Raw genomic sequence first — 22196 nt, 5'->3', positions numbered from 1 at the left:
AGGGATTGTTATGAAGCTTTATCTAGGAATGATTTGGTGCTTGTGTTTTTTTTCATCTAGTAGTTATGCTGATGAGTATTTTTTCAAGAAAATTTCAGATAAAAATAGTTCGCCAGAATCAATCGGTAACTTAACTATATCTGAGAGTAAAAGCATTGCTTTAAAGGAGGCTGTGTCACATAGCAAGATTATATTAGATGAGGGTGTTCTTTCTATTCCTGGTGTTTGTAAAGTTAATATGCGTTCTGATCTTCCCAAAAAAAGAGGTAAGTCTGATCTAGATAGTATTCACTATGTCAAAGAAAATATAGGTGATAATGGGGAATACAAAAAAGTAAAAGATAGCAAAATTGATTTTATAACTCGTTCTGAGCCATTGCACAGTGGCGAGAGTGAGTGTGACTTTCCTTACCACTTTGCTATAAAAATAGGAAGCGATATTGTTTTTTATAATAAAGGATGGAGTGTGATTTATACATCTAACAATAAAGATTCCTTCACTCCTATCTCTGATAAAGAAAAATACAATATTGGTGATATAGTCTGTACTGTTATTGGATATGATAATGGTGATTATGAAAGAAATGATCATTGTGTCTATAATGGAAATCTAGACGCTGCATACAAACAATTTTATGTAAACAGTTTAAGTGACAATAGTGGTTGGGGTTCTCTTCTTCCTAGTTACAATGATGTAGTTTCTCATTCTCGTAGTAAAAAAAATAATGAATTTACAATTCCTTCTGCAAAGAAAAATAATGATACCGGTGAAATTTCTATAACATATAAAATTCCGACGAAAGATTCTCTTAAGTTGATTAGTTTCATGGAAGGTGGCGAAACTGAAGTGTATTTTAAAGAGAGTGGGGGCTTGGTTAATATGGAAATAAATAGTTTTTCGGATTGATTTCATTGTTTGTAAAGATCTAGTTATCACCTGACACCGGCTTTTAGCCGGTGTTTTTATATCCGGTAGTACGCAACAGCGGCAGCATCACTATCTTTCTTGGTTTTTCCCTTGAGTCAGGGAGCAGAGTTCGGTTGTTTTCGTGTTTGCAGGAGGTCTCTGGTGGGGGGGGCTTTGAGTCTCACTCTAGGCATGGCATCAGCTAGCAGAGTGTAGGCTGCTGTGGTATGTCATTTGATGATTCGCAATCCAATTTTGATTAATTACTTGGTATTACAGTGCTTTTTCCAAGCTTTCTTTATGAGCCCCACTTGGAAAAATTGCGGTCCCAGTATCGATAACAGCCAATATCATCCGCAGGAGAATGATTCTGTGATATCGCTTTCATTTTGAGAGATGGATCATTCTAATAACTCGAAGTTTAAATGTTTTTAATTCCAAATTTTCAACAAATAACCCCTAATGGGTATTTTTTAGTTGAGAATGGTTTTCGATAACCTATTGCTGTATATGGATTTTTTGTTTTTTGTTGATGAGTTTTATCGGCGACTAATACCCTCCGACTTGATAAAGATCAACATACAGAGCGAGGGGGAGGCATAGCATTCCCGCCATTAAGCATTTGTCAAACAATGCTCACTGACGGGAATAAAAAGAATGGTCGAGGATACATTTTTATCGGCTCATGGAATTAATCGCCGTGACTTTATGAAATTGTGCGCCGGGATGGCCGCAACCCTGGGATTAAGCCAGAATGCCGTGGCCAAGATGGCCACGGCGCTCACCAGCCCGGAGCGGCCGCCGGTGATCTGGATTGGGGCGCAGGAGTGTACCGGTTGTACCGAGTCACTGCTGCGCGCCACCCACCCCACCATAGAAAACCTGATCCTCAACACCATCTCGCTGGAGTACCACGAGGTGCTCTCGGCGGCCTTTGGTCATCAGGCGGAAGAGAACAAGCACAACGCCATCGAGCGCTATAAAGGCAAGTATGTGCTGGTGGTGGATGGCTCCATTCCGCTCAAGGATGGCGGTGTCTACTGCATGGTGGCCGGTGAGCCCATCGTCGACCATATTCGCCGTGCCGCCGCCGATGCTGCTGCCGTCATCGCCATCGGCTCCTGCTCCGCCTGGGGCGGCGTCCCCGCCAGTGGTGGTAACCCGACCGGCGCCGTCAGTCTGGAAGAGGCCCTCGGCAATATCGGCACTCCCATCATCAATATCCCGGGTTGCCCGCCCAATCCCCACAACTTCCTCACCACGGTCGCCTACTACATCACCTACCGCAAGCTGCCGGCGCTGGATGCCAAGAAGCGTCCGCTCTTTGCCTACGAGCGCCTCATCCACGAGAACTGCGAGCGTCGTCCGCACTTCGACGCAGGCCGTTTTGCCAAGGAGTTTGGCGATGAGGGGCACCGTCAGGGCTGGTGTCTCTACCATCTGGGCTGCAAGGGGCCGGAGACCTACGGCAACTGCTCGACCCTAGAGTTCTGCGACGTGGGCGGCGGTATCTGGCCGGTGGGCATAGGTCACCCCTGCTACGGCTGCAACGAGCAGGGGGTGGGGTTCAGCAAGGGGATCTTCCAGCTCGCCAAGGTGGAGAACCCGACTCCGCGGGTGGATAAACCCGATGTGAAGATCCAGGAGGGGGGCTATACCTCGCCCACCGCGACTGGCCTTATCGGTGGCGCCCTCGGGGTGCTGGTGGGGGTGAGTCTGATGACGGTGCGTGAACTCGGTCGCCAGCAGAAGCGCCACGAAGCCGGGCAGCACCCATCACGGGAGGAGTGACCGTGAACAGACGCAATTTCCTCAAGTTTGCCTCCGCCAGCGCGCTGGCGGCAGGGGCCGCCGTGCCCGGCAGCGCCATGGCGGCGGCCAAGAACAAGCCGCCCATTCCCGGATCGCTTGGCATGCTCTACGACTCCACCCTCTGCGTCGGCTGTCAGGCCTGCGTGGCGGAGTGTCAGCGCCTCAACGGCAACCCGGCCAACCCGGCGGGGGATCAGACTTGGTCCAACAACGACAAGCTGACGCCCTACACCAACAACATCATTCAGGTGTGGAAGAGCGGCACGGGTGAGCACAAGGATCAGCTGGTGGATGGCTATGCCTACATCAAGAAGCAGTGCATGCACTGCGTCGATCCCAACTGCGTCTCCGTCTGTCCGGTGCAGGCTCTTAAAAAAGATCCCAAGACCGGCATAGTCCATTACGACCCGAGCGTCTGCACCGGCTGCCGCTACTGCATGGTGGGCTGCCCGTTCGATGTGCCCAAATATGACTACGACAACCCGTTCGGGGCCATCCACAAGTGCGAGCTCTGCAACCAGCAGGGGCTTGAGCGGATCAATCGGGGCAAGTTGCCCGGTTGTGTCGAGGTGTGCCCGACCGGCGCCGTGATCTTCGGCAGCCGCGAGGATCTGATGGCCGAGGCCAAGCGCCGCCTGCTGGCGACCCCGGGCAGCGAATATGCCTATCCGCGCCAGACCCTCACCGCCAACGATCCCTACCTGCACCAGGTGCCGAGCTACCAGCCTTACGTCTATGGCGAGAAGGAGGGGGGCGGTACCCAGGTACTGGTGCTGGCCGGGGTGCCTTACACCAAGCTCGACATGCCGGATCTGCCGGAGCTCTCCTCAGGGGCGCGCTCGGAGCATATCCAGCACACCCTCTACAAGGGGATGGTGCTACCCATGGTGGTGCTGACCGGCCTCTCGGTCCTCATTCGCCGCAATGCCAAGAAGCACGATCAGGCGCACCCTCATGACGAGGACCATGCGCCTGGGCAGGGCAAAGAGCCGGGTTCTGACAAGGGAGGCAAGGATCATGAGTAACCACAAGGCACATCCGCTCGGTGGCAAGCTGGTCAGCTGGCCCGTCATAGTGCTGGCGCCCTTCGTCATCCTGTGCGGCATGCTGATCCTCAAACGCCTCATCTTCGGGCTGGGTTCGGTCACCGATCTCAACGGGGGTTATCCCTGGGGGCTGTGGATCTCGTTTGATCTGCTGATCGGTACAGGTTTCGCCTGCGGCGGCTGGGCACTGGCCTGGGCAGTCTACGTCTTCAACCGGGGCGAGTATCACCCCCTGGTGCGACCGGCCCTGTTGGCCAGTCTGTTTGGCTATTCGCTGGGCGGCCTCTCCATCACCATAGATGTAGGCCGTTACTGGAACCTGCCTTACTTCTACATTCCGGGTTTCTTCAACACCTCCTCGGTGCTGTTCGAGACGGCGGTCTGCATGACCATCTATATCGGGGTGATGGCGCTGGAGTTCGCACCCGTGCTGTTGGAGAAGTTCGGCTGGAAGACTTCCATGGCCCGGCTCAACAAGATCATGTTCTTCATCCTGGCGCTGGGGGCCCTGTTGCCCACCATGCACCAGTCCTCCATGGGATCCTTGATGATAGTGGCGGGGGAGAAGATCCATCCGCTCTGGCAAAGCTACGAGCTGCTGCCTGTCTTCTCCTTGTTGACCGCCTTCATCATGGGTTTCTCCATAGTGGTGTTCGAGGGCTCTCTGGTGCAGGCGGGGCTGGCGGGACGGGGGCCCAACGAGAAGTCGCTGTTCTACAAGCTGACCCAGGTGATCGACATCTTCCTGATCCTGTTTGTGGCGCTGCGCTTTGCCGAGATCGTCATCAACGACAAGTCGGCCTATCTCTCCGAGTTCAACCGCTACGCCGTCATGTTCTGGAGCGAGATTGCGCTGATGATATTCCCGCTGCTGGTGTTCCACTGGGACAAGAGCCGCCGCGATTCGCGCATGTTGTTCCTGGGGGCCCTCAGCATGCTGCTGGGCGCAGCCCTCTGGCGACTGGATTACTCCCTGCTCGCCTTCAACCCCGGCAATGGCTACCACTACTTCCCCTCCGCGGCGGAAGTGCTGATCTCCCTTGGATTCGTCGCCATCGAGGTCTGTGCCTATTTGCTGCTGATCCGGCTGCTGCCGGTACTGCCATCACTTGAACGTGTTCACCAAGATTATCAGGCCCGAGGGAAAGCCAACGTATGAGCCAACGTATCACCATAGACCCCATCACCCGCATTGAGGGGCACCTGCGTATCGACTGCGAAATCGAAGGCGGCATAGTCACCAAGGCCTGGTCGTCCGGCACCATGTGGCGCGGGATGGAGGAGATCGTCAAGGGCAACGACCCGCGCGATGCCTGGATGATAGTGCAGCGCATCTGCGGGGTATGTACCTCCATTCATGCCATCGCCTCGGTGCGGGCGGTGGAGAACGCCATCGGTGCCAAGGTGCCGGTCAACGCCCAGTACATCCGCAACCTCATCATCGCGGCCCACAACATCCACGATCACATCGTCCACTTCTACCAGCTCTCCGCGCTGGACTGGGTGGACATCACGGCGGCGCTTGAGGCCAATCCGCAAAAGGCGGCGGACATCCTCAAAGGGGTGTCTACTTGGTCCCTCAACAGCGCCGAAGAGCTGACCAAGGTGCAGGAGAAGATCCGCGCCCTGGTGGCGAGCGGCCAGCTCGGCATCTTCGCCAACGGCTACTGGGGCCACAAGGCGATGAAGCTGAGCCCGGAGGTGAACCTCATCGCCGTGGCCCACTACCTGCAGGCCCTGGAGTGCCAGCGCGATGCCAACCGCATCGTCGCCATTCTCGGCGGCAAGAGCCCGCACATCCAGAATCTGGCGGTGGGTGGTGTGGCCAACCCCATCAACCTGGATGCGCCGAGCGTGCTCAACCTGGAACGCCTGCTCTATGTGAAGAGCTTTATCGATCGGCTCGGCGAGTTTATCGAGCAGGTCTACAAGGTGGATGCCGCCATCATCGCCGCCCACTACCCCGAGTGGCTGAGCCTGGGGCAGGGGGCCAAACACTACCTGAGCGTGCCGGAGCTCCCCACCGACGCCAACGGCGGCAGCTTCCTGATGCCGGGCGGCTATATCGAGAACGGCGATCTGGCGGCTTACCGCCCCATAGAGAGCCATCAGGACGCCTGGCTGATGGATGGCATCGCCGAGAGCAACAAGCACGCCTGGTACAAGGATGACGCCCCCCTCAAGCCCTGGGAGGGCAAGACGGAGCCGAACTACACCGGCTGGCAGGATGACGGCAAATACTCCTGGGTCAAATCCCCCACCTTCTACGGCAAGGTGGTGGAGGTGGGGCCGCTCGCCGACCTCCTGGTGAAACTCGCCGCCAAGCACCCGGAGACGGTGGCGCACTTCGACCAGTTGAACGGCATCTACAAGGCGCTGACCGGCTCTGCTATCACACCTGCACAGCTGCACTCCACCCTGGGCCGTATCATAGGCCGGGCGGTGCGCTGCTGTGTGCTCAAAGACAGCTTGTCCCACCAATGGAAGGCGCTTATCGACAACATCGGCAAGGGGGATACCACCGCCTACATCAAGGCCGAGATCCCGGCGGACAAGGAGTTTCGCGGGGTGGGCTTTGAAGAGGCGCCGCGCGGCATGCTCTCCCACTGGATCGTCATCAAGGGCGGCAAGATAGAGAACTATCAGGCGGTGGTGCCGTCGACCTGGAACTCGGGCCCGCGCAACTTCAACGACGAGCCCGGCCCCTACGAGCAGGCGCTGGTGGGCACCCCGGTGGCCGATCCGGCCAAACCGCTGGAGGTGGTGCGCACCATCCACTCGTTCGACCCCTGCATGTCCTGTGCGGTCCACGTGGTGGATACCCAGAATGGTGAAACGACTCAGGTGAAGGTGCTGTGATGAACACCCTGATCCTGGGGGTCGGCAACCTCTTGCTGAGTGACGAGGCGGTGGGGGTGCGCATCGTCGAGGCGCTGGGGCGCGAATACCGTTTCGCCCCCGGCATAGAGCTGCTCGACGGCGGCACCGCCGGCATGGAGCTGCTCGAAGCCATGGCCGATCGCGATCACATCATTCTGGCGGATGCGGTGCGCAGCGGTAATCCGCCGGGCACAGTGGTGACCCTGAAGGATGAGGAGATCCCGACCCTGTTTGGCCGCAAGATCTCCCCCCATCAGCTGGGGCTGGCGGACGTGCTCTCGGCGCTGCACATGACGGGGGAATCCCCCAAGCGGCTCACCCTGATCGGCATAGAGCCTGAATCCCTCGAACCCCGCATCGGCCTCACCCCAGTGGTGGCGGCGGCCATGGGGGAGGCCAAGGATCGGATTTTGACCCTGCTGGCCAGTGTTGGCGCCCCCGCCATCCCGCTCTCTGAGCAAGAAAAAGCTGAACAAGCACGGGAGAGTCTATGGCGCAGTCCCATTTAAGCGAGGTTGATGCTGTGCAGGAATACGTGCAGGAGTTCATCGGTTTTGCCAGCAATCCCGCAACCCTGCTGGTGGCCCAATATGAGCGGATCGCCCGGGAAGAGATGCAAGGGCTGCCCTTCTATCACCCGGCCATGCCAATCGTGGCGGAGTGCACGCTGTTTGAAGGTCAGTGGCTCGGCTGCGTGCTCACCCCCTGGATGCTGAGCCTGGTGGTGCTGCCGGGGCCGGATCAACTCTGGCCGGTGCGCAGCAGCAGCGATCGGCTCGCCCTGCAGCTCCCCTGCGGCAACCTGACCTTTATGGTGGGTGAATTGCCCGAGACGGGGCAGCTGCTGGCCTGTTCGCTGATGTCGCCGCTGGATCCCCATCTCGGGGCCGAGCAGGGGAGAACGCTGGTGAGCAGCACCCTCAAGATGCTGCTCTCCTTGCCGGTGCAGCAAGGGGTTGGCGGCGTGGATCTGGGTCGCAGACGGCTATTCGGTGCGCGCGGGCGTTAGCCTGCCTGCATTGGCAAAAAAGAGACGGGGCCCTATCGGCCCCTTATTCGCTTCTATCGGTGCCACCTTTCTCGCGTTCTCACTCAACCTGGCAACCCATGAACGAGGAATACCATGACCATCCGACCTTGTGATCCACGCGGCGCCACTGCTGTACTGGCTCTGCTGCTCGGCGCCAGCCCCTGGGTGCAGGCCGCCCCCGCCACTCAGGCGCTGCCCGCCGAACTCAAGCTCGCCATCGGCGCCGAGCCCACCGAAGGGTTCGACCCTCTGCTCGGCTGGAGCCACGGCAGCTACCTGCTGCTGCACAGTCCGCTGCTCAAGCAAAACGCCGATCTCGGCTGGCAGAACCTGCTCACCCAAGCGGTGACCCCGAACCAGGATGGCAAGGGGTGGCTTATCCGCCTCAAGCCGGATTTGAAATTCTCCAACGGCGCGCCGCTCGATGCCGAGGATGTGGCCTTTACCTACAACAGCGCCGCCAAGGGCGGCGGCAAGATCGATATGGGTAACTTCGTGAAGGCCGAGGTGGTGTCGCCCACCGAAGTTGCCATCAGCTTGAGTGCCCCCCAGAGCACCTTCGTCAATGTGCTGGGGTCGCTGGGCATAGTGTCGAAGCAGGATTACGATCCCAAGCGTTATGCCCGCGAGCCGGTCGGCGCCGGCCCTTACCGGCTGGTGAGCTTCCTGCCCGGCCAGCAGCTGGTGGTGGAGGCCAACCCCCATTACGCTGGCGGCAACAATGACTTCAAGCGGCTGGTCTTTGTCTTTATCGATGAAGAGAGCGCCTATGCTGCCGCCCAGAGTAGCCAGCTCGACCTGGTGCGCATTCCCCCCTCGCTGGCGCCCACAGTCCCTGCCTCCCTCAAGCTGTGGGTGCGGCCAAGCGTGGAGAACCGCGGCATCGTCTTCCCCATTCCGCCAGCGGGTGGCAAAGATGCCAAGGGTTATCCCATCGGCAACGACGTGACCTCGGACGTGGCGGTGCGCCGCGCCATCAACTACGCCATCGACCGCAAGCTGCTGGCCGATCAGCTGTTGGAAGGGCACGCCATCCCTGCTTACAGCGCGGTAGAAGGCCTGCCCTGGCTGAACAAAGCCACCGCCTTCAAGGATGGCGATGCTGCCCACGCCAATGCCCTGCTCGACGAGGCAGGCTGGAAGATGGGGAGTGACGGCATTCGCCACAAGGGCTCCCTGCGCGCCGCCTTTACCCTCTGGTACACCAGTGGCGACAGCACCCGCCGGGATCTGGCGGAAGCGGTGCGGGCCATGCTCAAACCCATCGGCCTCGAGGTGAGCCTCAAGTCCGGCAGCTGGGAGCAGGTGGAGCGCGAGATGCACGCCAATCCGGTGCTGATGGGGTGGGGGAGTCTGGATCCCATGGAGCTCTATCACCACTACCAGAGCGGTTCGGGTGGGGTGGAGTTCTACAACCCGGGCTACTACAGCAACCCTGTGGTGGATGGCCACCTCAAGCAGGCGCTGGATGCCCCGAACTGGCAGGCGGCCGTGCCCTTCTGGCAGCAAGTGGAGTGGGATGGCAAGAGTGGCGCCGGGGTACAGGGGGATGCGGCCTGGGCCTGGCTGCTCAATGTGCAGCACACTTATCTCGCCAACCGCTGCATCGATCTTGGCAAGGGGGCGCCGGAAATTCACGGTAGCTGGTCCCTGCTCAACAATCTGCAAGATTGGCGGTGGACGTGCCGCTAAGTTCGTCCACTATGATGATGGCAACTCTGAAAGCCCTGCTGCGACTGGCAGGGCTCTTGTGTCTGGTCTCGGTCGCCACCTTTGTGCTGCTGAGCTACTCCCCCATCGATCCCATCAAGGCCTATATCGGCAACGATCTGCTCCATGTACCGCCTGAGCAGTACGCCCGCATCGCCGCCCGCTGGGGGCTGGATCAGCCGCTCTGGCTGCGTTACTGGCACTGGTTCAGCCAGGTGCTGCAAGGAGATCTCGGTTACTCCATGCTCTACAACGCGCCTGTGGGTGAGGTAATAGGCCAGCGCTTTGCCGCCTCCTTCCTGCTGCTGGCGGGGGCCTGGCTGCTCTCCGGCTGTTTTGGCATCCTGCTTGGGCTCTGCGCCGGTCGCTATCTCAATCGCTGGCCCGATCGCCTGATTTGCCGCTTTGCCTATCTGCTCGCCTCCCTGCCCACCTTCTGGGTTGGCCTCTTGCTGCTGGCGCTGTTTGCGGTGCACTGGCCTTGGCTTCCGGTTTGCTGCGCCTGGACGCCGGGGCTCGCTGCCGATGAGGCGGACTGGTTGATGCGATTGCGTCATCTGCTGCTGCCGGTCACAACCCTCGCCCTGCTGGGGCTTGGCAATATCGCCCTGCATACCCGGGGGCGGGTGGCCGAGGTGCTGGCGAGCGACTTTATCCGCTACGCCCGCGCCCAGGGGGATGGCGGCTGGCCCATGCTGCGTTTTCACGTGCTGCGCCACGCCCTGACCCCGGCGCTCTGCCTGCAGTTTGCCTCCCTCGGTGAGCTGATCGGTGGATCCCTGTTGGCAGAGAAGGTCTTCTCCTATCCGGGGCTCGGCCAGGCCACCGTGGATGCGGGGCTGAGGGGGGATATCCCCCTGCTGATGGGCATAGTGCTCTTCTGCACCCTGCTGGTCTTTATTGGCAATACGGTGGCCGGTTTGCTGCTGGCCCGCATCAACCACGGCTGGGAGGGTGTGCATGCTGTTTAATCCGCTTCCCTCCATAGTGCGCCTCGCTGTAGCCCTGCTTGGATTGGCACTGCTGGCCGCCTATGGCTGGAGCTTGTCGGCTCAGGATGTGCCCATGGATCTGCTGGCCCGCCAGCAGCCTCCCTCGCTGGTGCACTGGTTCGGTACCGATCAGATGGGGCGGGATCTCTGGCTACGGGCCTTTCAGGGCACCCTCACCAGTCTGGAGCTGGGCATCAGCACAGCCCTGTGCAGCGGCCTGCTGGCCATGGTGGCGGCAAGCGTGTCGCTTATTCACCCCAGGTGCGATGCGGCGGTGCGGCTGGTTATCGACGCCATGCTGGCGCTGCCCCATATGCTGCTGTTGATCCTTATCTGCTTTACCGCAGGGGGCGGCATGCGCGGGGTGATCCTGGCGGTAGCGCTGACCCACTGGCCCAAGCTGGCGCTGATTCTCTGCGCGGAGGCACGGCGGATCGCCAGCAGCGATTACGTGGTGCTGGCGCGCTGTCAGGGGATGGGGGCGCTGCGCCGCTGGCGCACCCACCTGTTGCCGGGGCTGTTGCCCCAGTGGTTTATCGGCACCCTGCTGATGTTTCCCCACGCGGTGCTGCATAGCGCGGCGCTAAGCTTCCTCGGCTTTGGCCTGGCGGCCCACGAGGCTTCGCTGGGTCTGCTGCTGGCCGATGCGTTGCGTTATCTGGCCGGTGGCGGCTGGTGGCTGGCCCTCTTCCCAGGGCTGATGTTGCTGCTACTGGTACTGCTGTTTGATCAGGCTACTCGCGCCTTGCAACAGCTGTTGTGGCACAGGAGTGAACCATGCTGAGTTTTGACCATGTGACCATAGAGGCGGCCCACTACTCCTGGCTGGGGCGGCGCAGCTGGCAGCCTTTGCTGACCGATATCAGCCTGCAACTGTCGCCAGGGGAGATAGTGGCGCTGGTGGGGGGGAGCGGCGAGGGCAAGAGCCTGCTGCTGCAAAGCGCCCTGACCCTGCTGCCGGACAATCTGCGGATGCGCGGCAGCATATCTCTTGATGGCACACCTCTGTGCGATGCCAGCCGCGCTCGTCTGCGCGGCCACACCCTCTGCTATGTGCCACAGGGGGTAAGCGCCCTCAATCCATTGCTGACGGTGGAGCGTCAGCTGGGCCGGGCGGCACGCCTCTGTGGCCAGAGCGGTTCTCGCGAGCGGCTCGGCGAGCAACTGCTGCGCTACCAGCTGCCCGCGACCACCCTGGACAGATTCCCGCGCCAGCTCTCCGGCGGCATGGCCAAGCGCATTCTGGCCTGCACCGCGGCCCTTGGCGGCGCTCGCTACATTCTGGCGGACGAGATCACCGCCTGGCTCGACGAGGGGCTGGCCTGCCAGTTGCTCAGCCAGTTGCGTGAATTGGCCAATCAGGGCAGCGGCATCCTCTGGGTGACCCACGATCTGGCGCTGGCGGCCCGCTTTGCCGATCGCATCGTGGCCCTGCATCAGGGGCAGGTGAGCGATACCCTGAGTAGCCACCATCTTCGTCAGGGGCAGGGGAGCGAGATGCTCCGCGCCCACTGGCAGGCGCTGCCGGAATTGAATGCTCTCTTCTCTGTGCCGGAGGTTTCCTGATGTTCGCGTCTCTTAAACAGGCAGCTTGCTGCACGGCAAATATGCAATGGCGGGGATCCAATCTCAGGGCTTGCAACAACGCCGTTCACCCTTTGTTACCCCGGAGGTCTGCTGATGTTTGAAGTACGGGATCTCACAATCGCCCAGGGGGAACGCCCTCTCTGGCAGGGGTTGTCGCTGACGGTGAAGGCGGGCGAGCGGCTGGGGATGTCTGCCCCGAGCGGTTATGGCAAAACCACGCTGGGGCGGGTATTGGCGGGCTGGCAACCGGTTCGGGCAGGTGGGCAGATCCTGCTGGATGGGCAGCCGGTACCTCTGCAGGTAAAAGGTTATAACCCCATCCAGCTGGTGCCCCAGCACCCGGAACTCACCTTCAACCCCTATCGCACCACAGGGCAGGCGCTCTGGGATGTTTGGCGCCCCGATGACGCCATGCTGGCCCGCTTTATGGTCAAGCCTGCGTGGCTCGGTCGTAAACCCGGTCAGCTCTCCGGTGGCGAGCTGGCGCGCATCGCCCTGCTGCGCGCCCTCGATCCCCGTACCCGTCTGCTGATTGCCGACGAGGTGACTGCCCAGCTGGATCCGCAAATTCAGCGTCATATTTGGCTGGAGTTGATGATTGAGTGCGAGCAACGTGGGCTCGCCATGCTTGTCTTCAGTCATCAGCAGGCGCTGCTGCGCCAGATCTGCCATCGGGTGCTGCGCTTTGGTGAGATGCAGCCTGAGACTATGGTGCTTGCCGAAAGTGCAGCCTGATAGTTGGTTCCCCCTCATCCCCAACCCTTCTCCCGCAAGGGGAGAAGGGAGCTGAAGGTGCCATCTCACCACGCTCAGGGTTTAGGGTTTGGAGAATCTCGGGGCTTGAATATATGGCTGGTTGTTATGCTAGAAGCCCCCCTGAGGGGTTTGAGGGGGTCGTATAGTTGCGGCATCCACAAACCAGTTCCCTCTCCCTGGGGAGAGGGCCAGGGTGAGGGGAAGCGAGTGTGGGACGCTGTCCATTTTGGACAGATAGCACAGCCGACAAGGTCTACAGATAAAAGAGAGGGAGGCATCAGCCTCCCTCTTTTGTTACCCACCGTTAGCAACGGCGTTTAATCGGTTCATCTTCAGGCAGTGGCCAGCCAGTTGAGCCAGGCATCCATCCCTTCACCCGTGGTGGCACTGACCTGGATCACCTGAATATAGGGGTTGACCCGTTTGGCGTTCTCGATGCAGCGGGCCACGTCAAAGCTGACATAGGGCAGCAGATCGATCTTGTTAATCACCATCAGCTGGGCGGCGGCAAACATGTCCGGGTATTTGAGGGGCTTCTCTTCCCCCTCGGTGACGGAGAGGATCGCCACCTTGTACTTCTCGCCGAGATCGAAGCTGGCGGGGCAGACCAGATTGCCCACGTTCTCGATAAAGAGGATGCCCCCTTCATTGGCAGGCAGCTGGTGGCAGGCGTCGTGGACCATTTTGGCATCCAGATGGCAGCCCTTGCCGGTGTTGATCTGCACGGCAGGGACGCCGGTGGCACGGATGCGATCCGCATCGGCGCTGGTCTGCTGATCCCCCTCGATCACAGCGCAAGGGCGCTTGTCGACCAGTTGGCGCAGGGTTTCGCACAGCAAAGTGGTCTTGCCTGACCCCGGGCTCGACACCAGGTTAAGCACCAGCTGGGCCGCCTCATCGAAGTGTTCGCGGTTGTGGGCCGCCAGCGCATTGTTCTTGGCCAGCACATCCATCTCGATGGCGATCAGCTGGCGCTGCCCCATGCCGGGTACCGACAATCCCGCTTCCCCTTTGCCATAGTGCAGATCACCCTGCTGATGGTCATGGTCATGGTCATGGTCATGGTCATGGTCATGACCATGGTCATGGGGATGCTCGTGGTCATGAGCATGACTATGGTGGTGCGGGTGGGCATGCTCATGATGATGGTCGTGGGGGTGATCGTGATGGTGCTCATGACCCTCTGCTCCCACTGGCGCCCGTACCCCGTGGTAGTGGTGATGGACATCCCCCTGATGGTGATAGTGGTGGTGAACGATCAGGGTGCGCGGTGCGCTCTGCTCATGTTCGTGATGAGCATCATGGGCATGAGGGTGGCCGTGCTCATGGTCATGGTGATGATGGTGCTCATGATCGTGAGCGTGGGGGTGTGCATGGTCGTGATCCTCTTCATGGCCGGCAATCCGCGCCTGGCCGCATCCGCATACGCTACACATATCAACTTACCTCGATGTCGGTGATGCGCAGGCTATCGCCTTGCGCGACTCGTAATTTGTATCCGCCACACTCGGGACAGGCTTGCCCGCGCTCGGTGAGGGTGACCGTCTTGTTGCAGTCGTAACACCAGGCCTCTGCCGCCTGGTGCTGAAAGTGGAGCTGGGCGCCTTGGGCCACGGTGCCCTTGGCGGCCGCCTCGAAACAGAAGGCAATAGTATCCGGGTCGACGCAGGAGAAGCTGCCGACCTCGAGCCAGAGGGCGGTCACCTTGGTAAAGCCCCGCTGGGTGGCCTGTTCGGCCGCCAGATCGATGGCGGCCATGGCCAGAGACATTTCGTGCATGGTGATTCCTTAACAGATCCGCGGGAGTAGTTCCCCTTGCGGCAGCTCCAGATAACGGCGGCTGCCCCAGGGGTTGTTGAGCACCACCTTGTGGCGATCGCTCGTCTGCACCACGCCGATCTGGCTGGCGGAGGGGTTGAACTGCCGCAATATGCCCAGCGCGTCCTGCGCCTGTTCGGCAGGCAGAGCCAGCACCATGGTGCCCTCGTTGGCGAGATCATGGGGCTCGAAACCGTAGAGTTCACACAGGCCGCGCACCGGATCGCAGACCGGAATGGCGGACTCCTCCAGCTCGATACCTACTTGGGAGGCGGTGCTCCACTCGTTGAGCACGGCGGCGAGGCCACCGCGGGTGGCATCGCGCAGGGCATGGGGGGTAAGCCCCGCTTGCAGCAGCGCCTCCACCTGGGGCCAGAGGGTGGTGCAGTCGCTCTTGAGTGTCGAGCCCAGCTGCAGGGCGTCGCGGGCCATCAGGATGCAGGCGCCGTGGCTGCCGATATCCCGCGATACCAGAATGGCGTCACCGGCCTTGAGGCTCCGCACCGAGATACCCCGGCTCTGCTCAGGCAGCGGGAAGGTGCCGACCCCGCTGGTGTTGATAAAGATCTTGTCGGCCGCTCCCCTCGGCACCACCTTGGTGTCGCCGCAGACGATGCGGGCGCCGCTGTTGGCCAGCTCTGCGGCCATCGACTCGACGATGCGGACGAGATCCGCGTAGGGGAAGCCCTCTTCGATAATGAAACTGGCGCTCAGATACTCGGGTTTGGCCCCCATCATGGCGAGATCGTTGACCGTGCCGGCGATGGCCAGCTTGCCGATATCGCCCCCCTCGAAGAACAGCGGCGAGACGGTAAAGCTGTCGGTGGTGAAGGCGATGGGCCCGCTTACCGGCAGCAGGGCGGCATCCTCACCGCGCAGCAGGATCTCGTTGCTGAAATGGCGAAAGAAGAGCTGGTTGATCAGCTGGTTCATCTCCACGCCGCCGCCCCCATGGCTTAACTGAATTTCTCTCATCGGGTCTGGTTCTCCACAAGATTGCCGAAACAGGCTGGTTCATCTCCACCCATCACCCGACCGCCGTGGCTAAGTTGAATTTCTCTCATTGCTGCTGGATCCCCATATAGCGGTAGTAGGCATTGCAGGCCCCCTCGGAGCTGACCATGCAGCTGCCCATGGGCTGGGTCGGGGTGCAGCCCCGGCCAAAGACTTTGCACTGGTTCGGCTTGGCCAGGCCGCGCAGGATATCGGCGCACTGGCACGCCTTGTGGTCATCGATGGGGGTCTCACTGAGTTGAAAGTGGCGCTCCGCATCGCGCCTGGCGAAGGCATCGCGCAGGCGCAGGGCGGAGGCGTTGATGTCCCCGAGGCCTCGCCAGCGAAAGTGCTCGCGGGTTTCAAAATATTGGTCGACCAGCCGCTGGGCGGCGCGGTTGCCGCTGGCGGTGACGGCGCGGCTGTACTGCACCTCGAGCGCGTAGCGACCCTCCACCTTCTGGCGCACCATCATCAGCAGCGCCTCCATTACATCCACCGGCTCGAAGCCGCTCACCACCACCGGCACCTGATAGCGATCGACGATGGGAAGGTAGATATCGGCACCTGTGATGACGCTGACGTGGGAGGGGCCGATAAAGGCGTTCACCTTGGCAACCCCGTCGGCCATCACGGCGTGGATGGCAGGCGGCACCAGCACATGGTTGATATGAAACAGCAGGTTCTCCACCCCCGCAGCGTCGGCTGCTGCCAGCAGCGCGGCTGTCATGGGGGTGGAGGTCTCGAAACCGATGGCGAAGAAGACCACGGTTTTGTCCGGGTTCTCACGGGCGATGCGTAGCGCATCGAGGGGGTCATAGACCGGGCGGATATCGCTCCCCTTGGCCCGTTGCTGGGCCAGCGTGCCCTTGGAGCCCGGCACCCGGATCATGTCCCCCAGGGTGACCAGAATGACGTTGGGCTCTCTAGCCAGTTCGATGGCCTGATCGATGCGCTCTTTGGGCATGATGCAGACCGGGCAGCCGGGACCGTGGACGAACTCGATGCTGGCCGGCAGCAGCTGGGGCAGGCCGTACTTCATGATGGTGTGGGTATGGCCGCCGCACACCTCCATCACCCGTAGCGGCTCGTGCAGATCTTTTGCGAGTTCAGTAATCTGCGCGGCGAGGGCGCGGATGACGTCGGGCTGACGAAAGCCCTGAAACAGGTCGTTCAAGGTCAGCATGGCAACACATCTTGCTTGGGCATCAGGGCCACCATCTGGCGGAAGCTCTCGAGGCTGGCCTGCGCCTCCGCTTCGTCAATCTTGCTCATCACAAAGCCGATATGGAGCAGCACATAGTCCCCCACCTGGAGGGGCTCTTCGAGCAGCATGCAGCTGACGCGCCGTTGTACCCCCAGGGTGTCGACGGTGACGCAGTTATCTTCGGGGTGCAACTGCACCACCTGAGAGGGGATGGATAGACACATGGATTTCAGGACTCCGACAAGGTGGCACAACCGGCTGTGGCAGGCTGGTGCGTGGCAAGATGGTGGATGGCAAACCAGAGCTGACCGGCGGCGATGCCACCGTCATTGAGCGGCAGGGTTTCAGAGGTTAATACCTGGCGGCCGGCGGCTGCGAGGCCGGGCACAAGCTGATCCATCAGCACCCGGTTTTGAAAGACGCCGCCCCCGAGCGCCACCGGATAGCCGGGGAAGCGCTCGGCCAGGACAACCACCAGATTGCTGATGGCGTGGATAAAACCGGCTGCCAGACTGGCGGTTGAGGTGCCTTGGCGCCGCTCGCTGACAAGGGTATGGATCAGCTCGGCCCACTCGATCTGCAGTGGGCCCTCTGTTGATTGGCTGAGGTCAAAGGCGAGGGGGAAGGGCGCTTCATCGGGGGCCAGCTGCAAGGCGGCCGCCTCCAGCAGGAGCCCCGCTTCGCCCTCGTAATCCGGGGTATCGATCACCCCCAGCAGCGCCGCCACTGCATCGAACAGCCGGCCGATGGAGCTGGTATGGGGGGCGTTGCGACCCAGCTGCCAGAGCTGGTGCAGATTGCTGATCCGCTTAAGGGGCAGTTGCTTGATCGCCGGAATATCGAGGGTGCTGATCTCCTCAGGGCTATGCGATTCAAACAGCAGCCCCAGCAGCTGGCGCACCGGCTCGCGAATCGCCGCCTCGCCGCCGATCAGCTTGAAGGGGGTGAGGTGGGCAACCCGCTCAAAGCCCTTCACATCGGCCAGCAGCAGCTCGCCGCCCCAGAGGGTGCCGTCATCCCCAAGGCCGGTGCCGTCGAAGGCAACTCCCAGCACAGGGCCCCTGATGTCGTGCTCTGCCATCACCCCGAGCAGGTGGGCGTGATGGTGCTGCACCTCGAGATGGGTTGCACCCTGAGCCAGACAATAGTCCTTGGCCCACTGGTGGCTGAGGTAGCCCGGGTGGCGATCCGAGACCAGCAGTTTGGGTTTGAGATCGTAGAGATCGCGAAAGGTCGCCAGGGTCTGCTCGAAGTGATCCTGCATCGGCAGGCTGTGCAGATCGCCGATATAGGGGCTGTAGATGCGCTGGCGACCGAAGGCCAGCGCCAGCTGGTTCTTCTGCTGCGCCCCGACAGCCAATAGCGGCAAATTGACCGCCTGTTTCAGGCTGGGAGTGCAGGGGGCATAGCCCCGGGCGAGGCGCAACGTCTGGCGCCGTCCGCCTGCCCACTGCACCAGACTGTCGTCGCAGGGGTGCAGTATGGGGCGGTTGTGATCCAGAATGCCGTCAATCTCGCTGCCGAGTTCCCTGACCACCTCTTCGCACTCGATAAGGATAGGGCTGCCGCGACCGTTGGCGCTGGTCGCCACCAGCGGCATGGCGCAGGCGTCCAGCAGCAGCTGGTGGAGCGGGGTATAGGGGAGCATGACCCCGAGGTAGGGAATGCCGGGGGCTATTCCGTCGGCCAGCGGCGCGGTTGGTTGTGGTGATTCTGAGAGCCGATCATCGTGAGTGCGCTTGCGCAGCAGGGTAATGGGTCTGGCCTGAGAGGCGAGCAGCTTCCACTCTGCCTCGCAGCCGGTGACATGCAGTTTGGCCTCGGCAAGGGAGCCCATCATCACCGCCAGCGGCTTGCGCTCGCGCCGCTTGAGCATTCGTAATCTGACAACACTCTGTTCATTGCGGGCATCACATATCAGGTGATAGCCCCCCATCCCCTTGACCGCGATAAGCTTGCCCGCTCGCAGGGTGCGGGCAGCCATTTGCAGGGCATCCTCCCGCTCGGCCAGCGCATCGCCGCGGCCGGAGCGCCAGCTGAGATGGGGCCCGCACTCGGGGCAGCTCACCGGCTGGGCGTGGTAGCGTCTGTCCAGCGGGTTTTCATAGGCCGCCGCGCAGCGCGGGCACATGGCAAAGCCCGCCATGGCGGTATGGGGCCTGTCGTAGGGGAGGCGGCGGATGATGGTGTAGCGCGGGCCGCAGTGGGTGCAGTTGGTAAAGGGATAGCGATGGTGGCGATCCGCGGGGTTGGCCACGTCCGTGGCGCACGCCTCGCACATCCCCTGATCCGGCGAGATGGCGACAGTGGCGGCGCTTAGCTGCTGGCTGGCCTTGATATGAAAGGCGCCGTTGTAGTCGGGATCATGAGCAAGGGGCAGTTCCTGCTCGCTGAAATGATCGATTCGGCTCAGTGGCGGCGCCAGTTCTCGCAGTTGGCGGGCAAAGCTGGCGAGCTGCTCAGGCGATCCTTCGGCGCCGATAGTGACGCCGTTGGCGTCGTTCAACACATAACCGGCAAGGCCGTGGCGCAGCGCCAGCCCATAGACGAAGGGGCGAAAGCCGACCCCCTGCACTATGCCGTCGATATGAAATTTGCGGCGCAGTCTGGAGCGAGTCTGGGTCCGTGCCGTCATGGCGCCATCCTGAGGGGGGTCAGGCTGGGCCAGATGGCGATCATCTTGAGGGGTGTCATGTGATATCGAACTCCCATCTGCAGGCCTGCCACCACGGCGCCGGCCATTGGGTACAACGGACAGGGGCAGGACAGGAATGCAATGCGCAGGGTTGCAACGGGCTGCGTCTCGATAGCGGGGGCGTAGCCTGGGCAGGGGAGGGAAGAGGGCCTCTCATCCTGCCGCGGGGGCCAAGTTTATCGGGTCAGTGGCCCCCATTACCTTGATCTCGCACCGGTTTGAGTGCCAGACGCGACGCTTCTTTGCGATCCTGTGAGGGGCGCCACGTTCGCTGGTGGCTCGAGAACCCGTGGGAAAACCCAGGCTTCCAGACACGCAAGAGGGAGGCGGTTGCCTCCCTCTTGCGTGTCATGGCCTTGGGCGCGGCGCCCGCCATCAGATATCCACCTGGGATCCCAGCTCTATCACCCGGTTGGGCGGGATCTCGAACTGATCCGGCGCCCGCAGGGCGTTGCGTTGCAGCAGCATAAAGAGCTTGCCCCGCAGATAGAGGTACCAGGGGCGCTCCTTCATGATGAGGGACTCGTGGGCCATGAAGAAGGAGGTCTCCATCATCCGGCAGCTCAGCCCCTCGGCGTTGCAGCGGTGGAAGATCTCCTCCACGTTGGGGGTCTCGCGCCAGCCGTAGCTCGCCACCACCCGCCAGAAAGTGGGGGAGAGCTGTTCGATGCAGACCCGGCGCACGTTATGGACATAGGGCACATCCTCCACCTTCAGGGTGAGCAGGATGATCCGCTCGTGCAGCACCTTGTTGTGCTTGAGGTTGTGCAGGAGCGCATGGGGAATGACGTTGACCACCCGCGACATATAGACGGCGGTGCCCGCCACCCGGGTCGGCGGGGATTTTTCCAGGGAGGCGATCATGGGCTCCAGCGAGTTGCCGTGCTCGTTCAGGCGGCGAATAAGCTGGAAGCGCTCGCTCTTCCAGCTGGTCATCAGGGTGAACATGACGGCCCCCAGGGTGAGCGGCAGCCAGCCGCCGGAGAAGATCTTGGCGAGGTTGGCGGCAAAGAGCGGCACGTCGATGGCGAGCAGCAGGGCGAAGAGGGTGGCCACCAGCGGCTTGCGCCAGTGCCAGCTGTGGCGGGCCACCGAGCAGGAGAGGATGGAGGTGAGCACCATGGTGCCGGTGACGGCGATGCCATAGGCCGCCGCCAGGTTGCTGGAGTGCTCGAAGCTCATGATGACGATCACCACAGAGAGATAGAGCAGCCAGTTGATGACCGGAATATAGATCTGGCCGGACTCCTGCTCCGAGGTGTGCACGATGCGGATGGGGTTGAGATAGCCCAGGCGCACCGCCTGACGAGTGAGGGAAAAGACCCCGGAGATCACCGCCTGGGAGGCGATGACGGTGGCCAGGGTCGCGAGCAGCAAGAGCGGTAGCAACGCCCACTTGGGCGCGAGCAGGAAGAAGGGGTTGGCGATGGCTTCGGGATTGCCGAGCAGCAGGGCCCCCTGGCCGAAGTAGTTGAGCACTAGCGATGGCAGCACCACCATAAACCAGGCGCGGCGAATGGGGCTCTTGCCAAAATGCCCCATGTCCGCATAGAGCGCCTCCACCCCCGTGATGGCCAGCACCACGGCGCCCAGGGCAAAGAAGGAGGCGCTCTGGTAGGTCATGAAGAAGCGCAGCGCCCAGATGGGGTTGAGCGCCCCCAGCACCTCGGGGTGCTGGAGGATGCTGTTCAGGCCCAGCACCGCCAGGGTCAGGAACCAGATCAGCATGATGGGGGCAAACAGCTTGCCCACGGTGGCGGTGCCGTGTTTCTGGATGGCGAACAGCAGGGTCAGCACCAGCACCGAGAGCGGCACTATATAGGGATCCAGGGAGGGGGCCGCTATCTTCAAGCCCTCGATGGCCGACATCACCGACATGGCCGGGGTGATCACCACCTCGCCATAGAAGAAGCTGCCGCCGACGAGCCCCAGAATGATCAGCACCGGCGTCCACTTGGCCGGGGTGTTGCGGGTCGCGAGCGACATCAGGGTGAGTATGCCCCCTTCGCCCGCGTTGTCTGCCCGCATCACGAAGGAGAGGTACTTGACCGAGACCACCAGGATCAGCAGCCAGAAGATCAGGGAGAGAAAGCCCAGGATGGAGGCGGGCTCCACCCCGAAACCGAACTGGCCGGAGAGGCACTCGCGCAGGGTATAGAGCGGGCTGGTGCCGATATCGCCATAGACCACGCCGATCGCCGCCAGCATGACGCCGGACAGGGCGGGTTTCTTAGTACAGTTCATGAAATTATCTTGTCAGATTACCGGTGGCATAGTCGCCAACACAGGGGTCCCGAGCGATCGGAAAACCGGGATCGTTATTCGGGAGGGTATTCAAGGATTGCAATGGGAAAGGGAGCTAACTGGATATAAAGAGGCTCATCATGGGACACAGTCTGTTTATCTGCGATTTGGCGTATGATGACACAGAGTCTGTGGGAGTATGCTCAGGTATAAATAATCAAAAAGGGGTGACTAACGAAATTATTAATTGGCCGCTGATTGAAATACCCCGTCCAGGCCCTGGCAAGTGATTGTTTTAGCTGGCTATCCATTTTTACCAGCGTTTTGCATCAAGCTGGCCAAGAAATAAACGATAAAATGCTGACCAATAAAGAGTGGCTCTGGCAGTAAAAGAGAAGGGGGTAAGGCTGCAATGGAGTCTTTATTTATCAAGAGACAGCAAGTATGGTGCAATGAACGAAGTGAATTGCACCGCTAGTTAAAAATGCAAGAGGGGCAATGCGCTGCGCTTATTGCACC

The 22196-nt window shown here is 60.8% G+C and carries 20 protein-coding genes; 13 read left to right on the top strand and 7 right to left on the bottom strand.

Annotated elements, in window-relative coordinates; genetic code table 11:
• The first annotated feature begins 10 nt into the window (after nt 1–10).
• From WIR04_RS12335 to WIR04_RS12280, 12 genes are all read left to right on the top strand, one after another.
• Complete coding sequence (locus tag WIR04_RS12335) at nt 11–907, top strand: hypothetical protein (protein WP_338887259.1); 897 nt, start codon at nt 11–13, stop codon at nt 905–907.
• Between the two features lie 657 nt (nt 908–1564).
• Nucleotides 1565–2698, top strand: coding sequence for a hydrogenase 2 small subunit (gene hybO, locus WIR04_RS12330; RefSeq protein WP_338887257.1), 1134 nt, complete (start codon nt 1565–1567; stop codon nt 2696–2698).
• Nucleotides 2699–2700: 2 nt separating this feature from the next.
• A complete protein-coding gene (hybA, locus tag WIR04_RS12325; RefSeq protein ID WP_338887255.1) occupies nt 2701–3744 on the top strand; it encodes a hydrogenase 2 operon protein HybA in 1044 nt (347 codons plus the stop codon).
• Nucleotides 3737–4924, top strand: a complete 1188-nt coding sequence (hybB, locus tag WIR04_RS12320) for a Ni/Fe-hydrogenase cytochrome b subunit (RefSeq protein ID WP_042871392.1) — start codon at nt 3737–3739, stop codon at nt 4922–4924. Before hybA ends, hybB begins: the two co-directional genes overlap by 8 nt.
• A complete protein-coding gene (gene hybC, locus WIR04_RS12315; protein WP_338887252.1) occupies nt 4921–6624 on the top strand; it encodes a hydrogenase 2 large subunit in 1704 nt (567 codons plus the stop codon). Before hybB ends, hybC begins: the two co-directional genes overlap by 4 nt.
• Nucleotides 6624–7154 (top strand): HyaD/HybD family hydrogenase maturation endopeptidase, encoded by a 531-nt coding sequence (locus tag WIR04_RS12310; protein WP_338887250.1) that lies wholly within the window; start codon nt 6624–6626, stop codon nt 7152–7154. The genes hybC and WIR04_RS12310 overlap by 1 nt, the downstream gene beginning before the upstream one ends.
• Nucleotides 7136–7654 (top strand): hydrogenase-2 assembly chaperone, encoded by a 519-nt coding sequence (gene hybE, locus WIR04_RS12305; protein WP_338887248.1) that lies wholly within the window; start codon nt 7136–7138, stop codon nt 7652–7654. The genes WIR04_RS12310 and hybE overlap by 19 nt, the downstream gene beginning before the upstream one ends.
• Nucleotides 7655–7768: 114 nt before the next feature.
• On the top strand, nt 7769–9367 hold the full coding sequence (locus WIR04_RS12300; RefSeq protein WP_338887246.1) for an ABC transporter substrate-binding protein: 1599 nt from the start codon (nt 7769–7771) through the stop codon (nt 9365–9367).
• Complete coding sequence (locus tag WIR04_RS12295; protein ID WP_420883423.1) at nt 9352–10356, top strand: ABC transporter permease; 1005 nt, start codon at nt 9352–9354, stop codon at nt 10354–10356. Before WIR04_RS12300 ends, WIR04_RS12295 begins: the two co-directional genes overlap by 16 nt.
• Entirely contained in the window at nt 10346–11161 is an 816-nt protein-coding gene (locus WIR04_RS12290) for an ABC transporter permease (protein WP_338887242.1), read from the top strand. Before WIR04_RS12295 ends, WIR04_RS12290 begins: the two co-directional genes overlap by 11 nt.
• Nucleotides 11155–11943 (top strand): ATP-binding cassette domain-containing protein, encoded by a 789-nt coding sequence (locus tag WIR04_RS12285; RefSeq protein ID WP_338887240.1) that lies wholly within the window; start codon nt 11155–11157, stop codon nt 11941–11943. Before WIR04_RS12290 ends, WIR04_RS12285 begins: the two co-directional genes overlap by 7 nt.
• Nucleotides 11944–12057: 114 nt before the next feature.
• On the top strand, nt 12058–12699 hold the full coding sequence (locus WIR04_RS12280; protein ID WP_338887238.1) for an ATP-binding cassette domain-containing protein: 642 nt from the start codon (nt 12058–12060) through the stop codon (nt 12697–12699).
• A 353-nt stretch (nt 12700–13052) separates the two neighbouring features.
• On the opposite strand, the gene hypB is transcribed toward WIR04_RS12280, so the two are convergent.
• Nucleotides 13053–13913, bottom strand: coding sequence for a hydrogenase nickel incorporation protein HypB (hypB, locus tag WIR04_RS12275; RefSeq protein ID WP_338887236.1), 861 nt, complete (start codon nt 13911–13913; stop codon nt 13053–13055).
• On the opposite strand from hypB, the gene WIR04_RS12270 reads away from it, so the two are divergent.
• Nucleotides 13794–14180 (top strand): hypothetical protein, encoded by a 387-nt coding sequence (locus WIR04_RS12270; protein WP_338887234.1) that lies wholly within the window; start codon nt 13794–13796, stop codon nt 14178–14180. The genes hypB and WIR04_RS12270 overlap by 120 nt on opposite strands.
• Here WIR04_RS12270 and hypA read toward each other — a convergent pair.
• From hypA to kup, 6 genes are all read right to left on the bottom strand, one after another.
• Entirely contained in the window at nt 14158–14499 is a 342-nt protein-coding gene (gene hypA / locus WIR04_RS12265; RefSeq protein WP_201894708.1) for a hydrogenase maturation nickel metallochaperone HypA, read from the bottom strand. The genes WIR04_RS12270 and hypA overlap by 23 nt on opposite strands.
• Nucleotides 14500–14508: 9 nt before the next feature.
• Nucleotides 14509–15513, bottom strand: coding sequence for a hydrogenase expression/formation protein HypE (hypE, locus tag WIR04_RS12260; protein ID WP_338887230.1), 1005 nt, complete (start codon nt 15511–15513; stop codon nt 14509–14511).
• An 85-nt stretch (nt 15514–15598) separates the two neighbouring features.
• Nucleotides 15599–16717, bottom strand: a complete 1119-nt coding sequence (gene hypD / locus WIR04_RS12255) for a hydrogenase formation protein HypD (protein ID WP_338887228.1) — start codon at nt 16715–16717, stop codon at nt 15599–15601.
• Nucleotides 16711–16962 carry a HypC/HybG/HupF family hydrogenase formation chaperone gene (locus WIR04_RS12250; protein ID WP_338887226.1) on the bottom strand — a complete coding sequence of 84 codons (252 nt, stop codon included), beginning with the start codon at nt 16960–16962 and terminating at the stop codon, nt 16711–16713. Before WIR04_RS12250 ends, hypD begins: the two co-directional genes overlap by 7 nt.
• 5 nt (nt 16963–16967) lie before the next feature.
• Entirely contained in the window at nt 16968–19373 is a 2406-nt protein-coding gene (hypF, locus tag WIR04_RS12245) for a carbamoyltransferase HypF (protein ID WP_338887224.1), read from the bottom strand.
• Between the two features lie 435 nt (nt 19374–19808).
• Nucleotides 19809–21677, bottom strand: coding sequence for a low affinity potassium transporter Kup (gene kup, locus WIR04_RS12240; RefSeq protein ID WP_338887223.1), 1869 nt, complete (start codon nt 21675–21677; stop codon nt 19809–19811).
• Nucleotides 21678–22196: the final 519 nt, after the last annotated feature.

This window comes from Aeromonas rivipollensis, assembly GCF_037811135.1.
GTDB classification, from domain to species: domain Bacteria; phylum Pseudomonadota; class Gammaproteobacteria; order Enterobacterales; family Aeromonadaceae; genus Aeromonas; species Aeromonas rivipollensis.
This window is presented reverse-complemented; position numbering and strand designations above follow the sequence as displayed.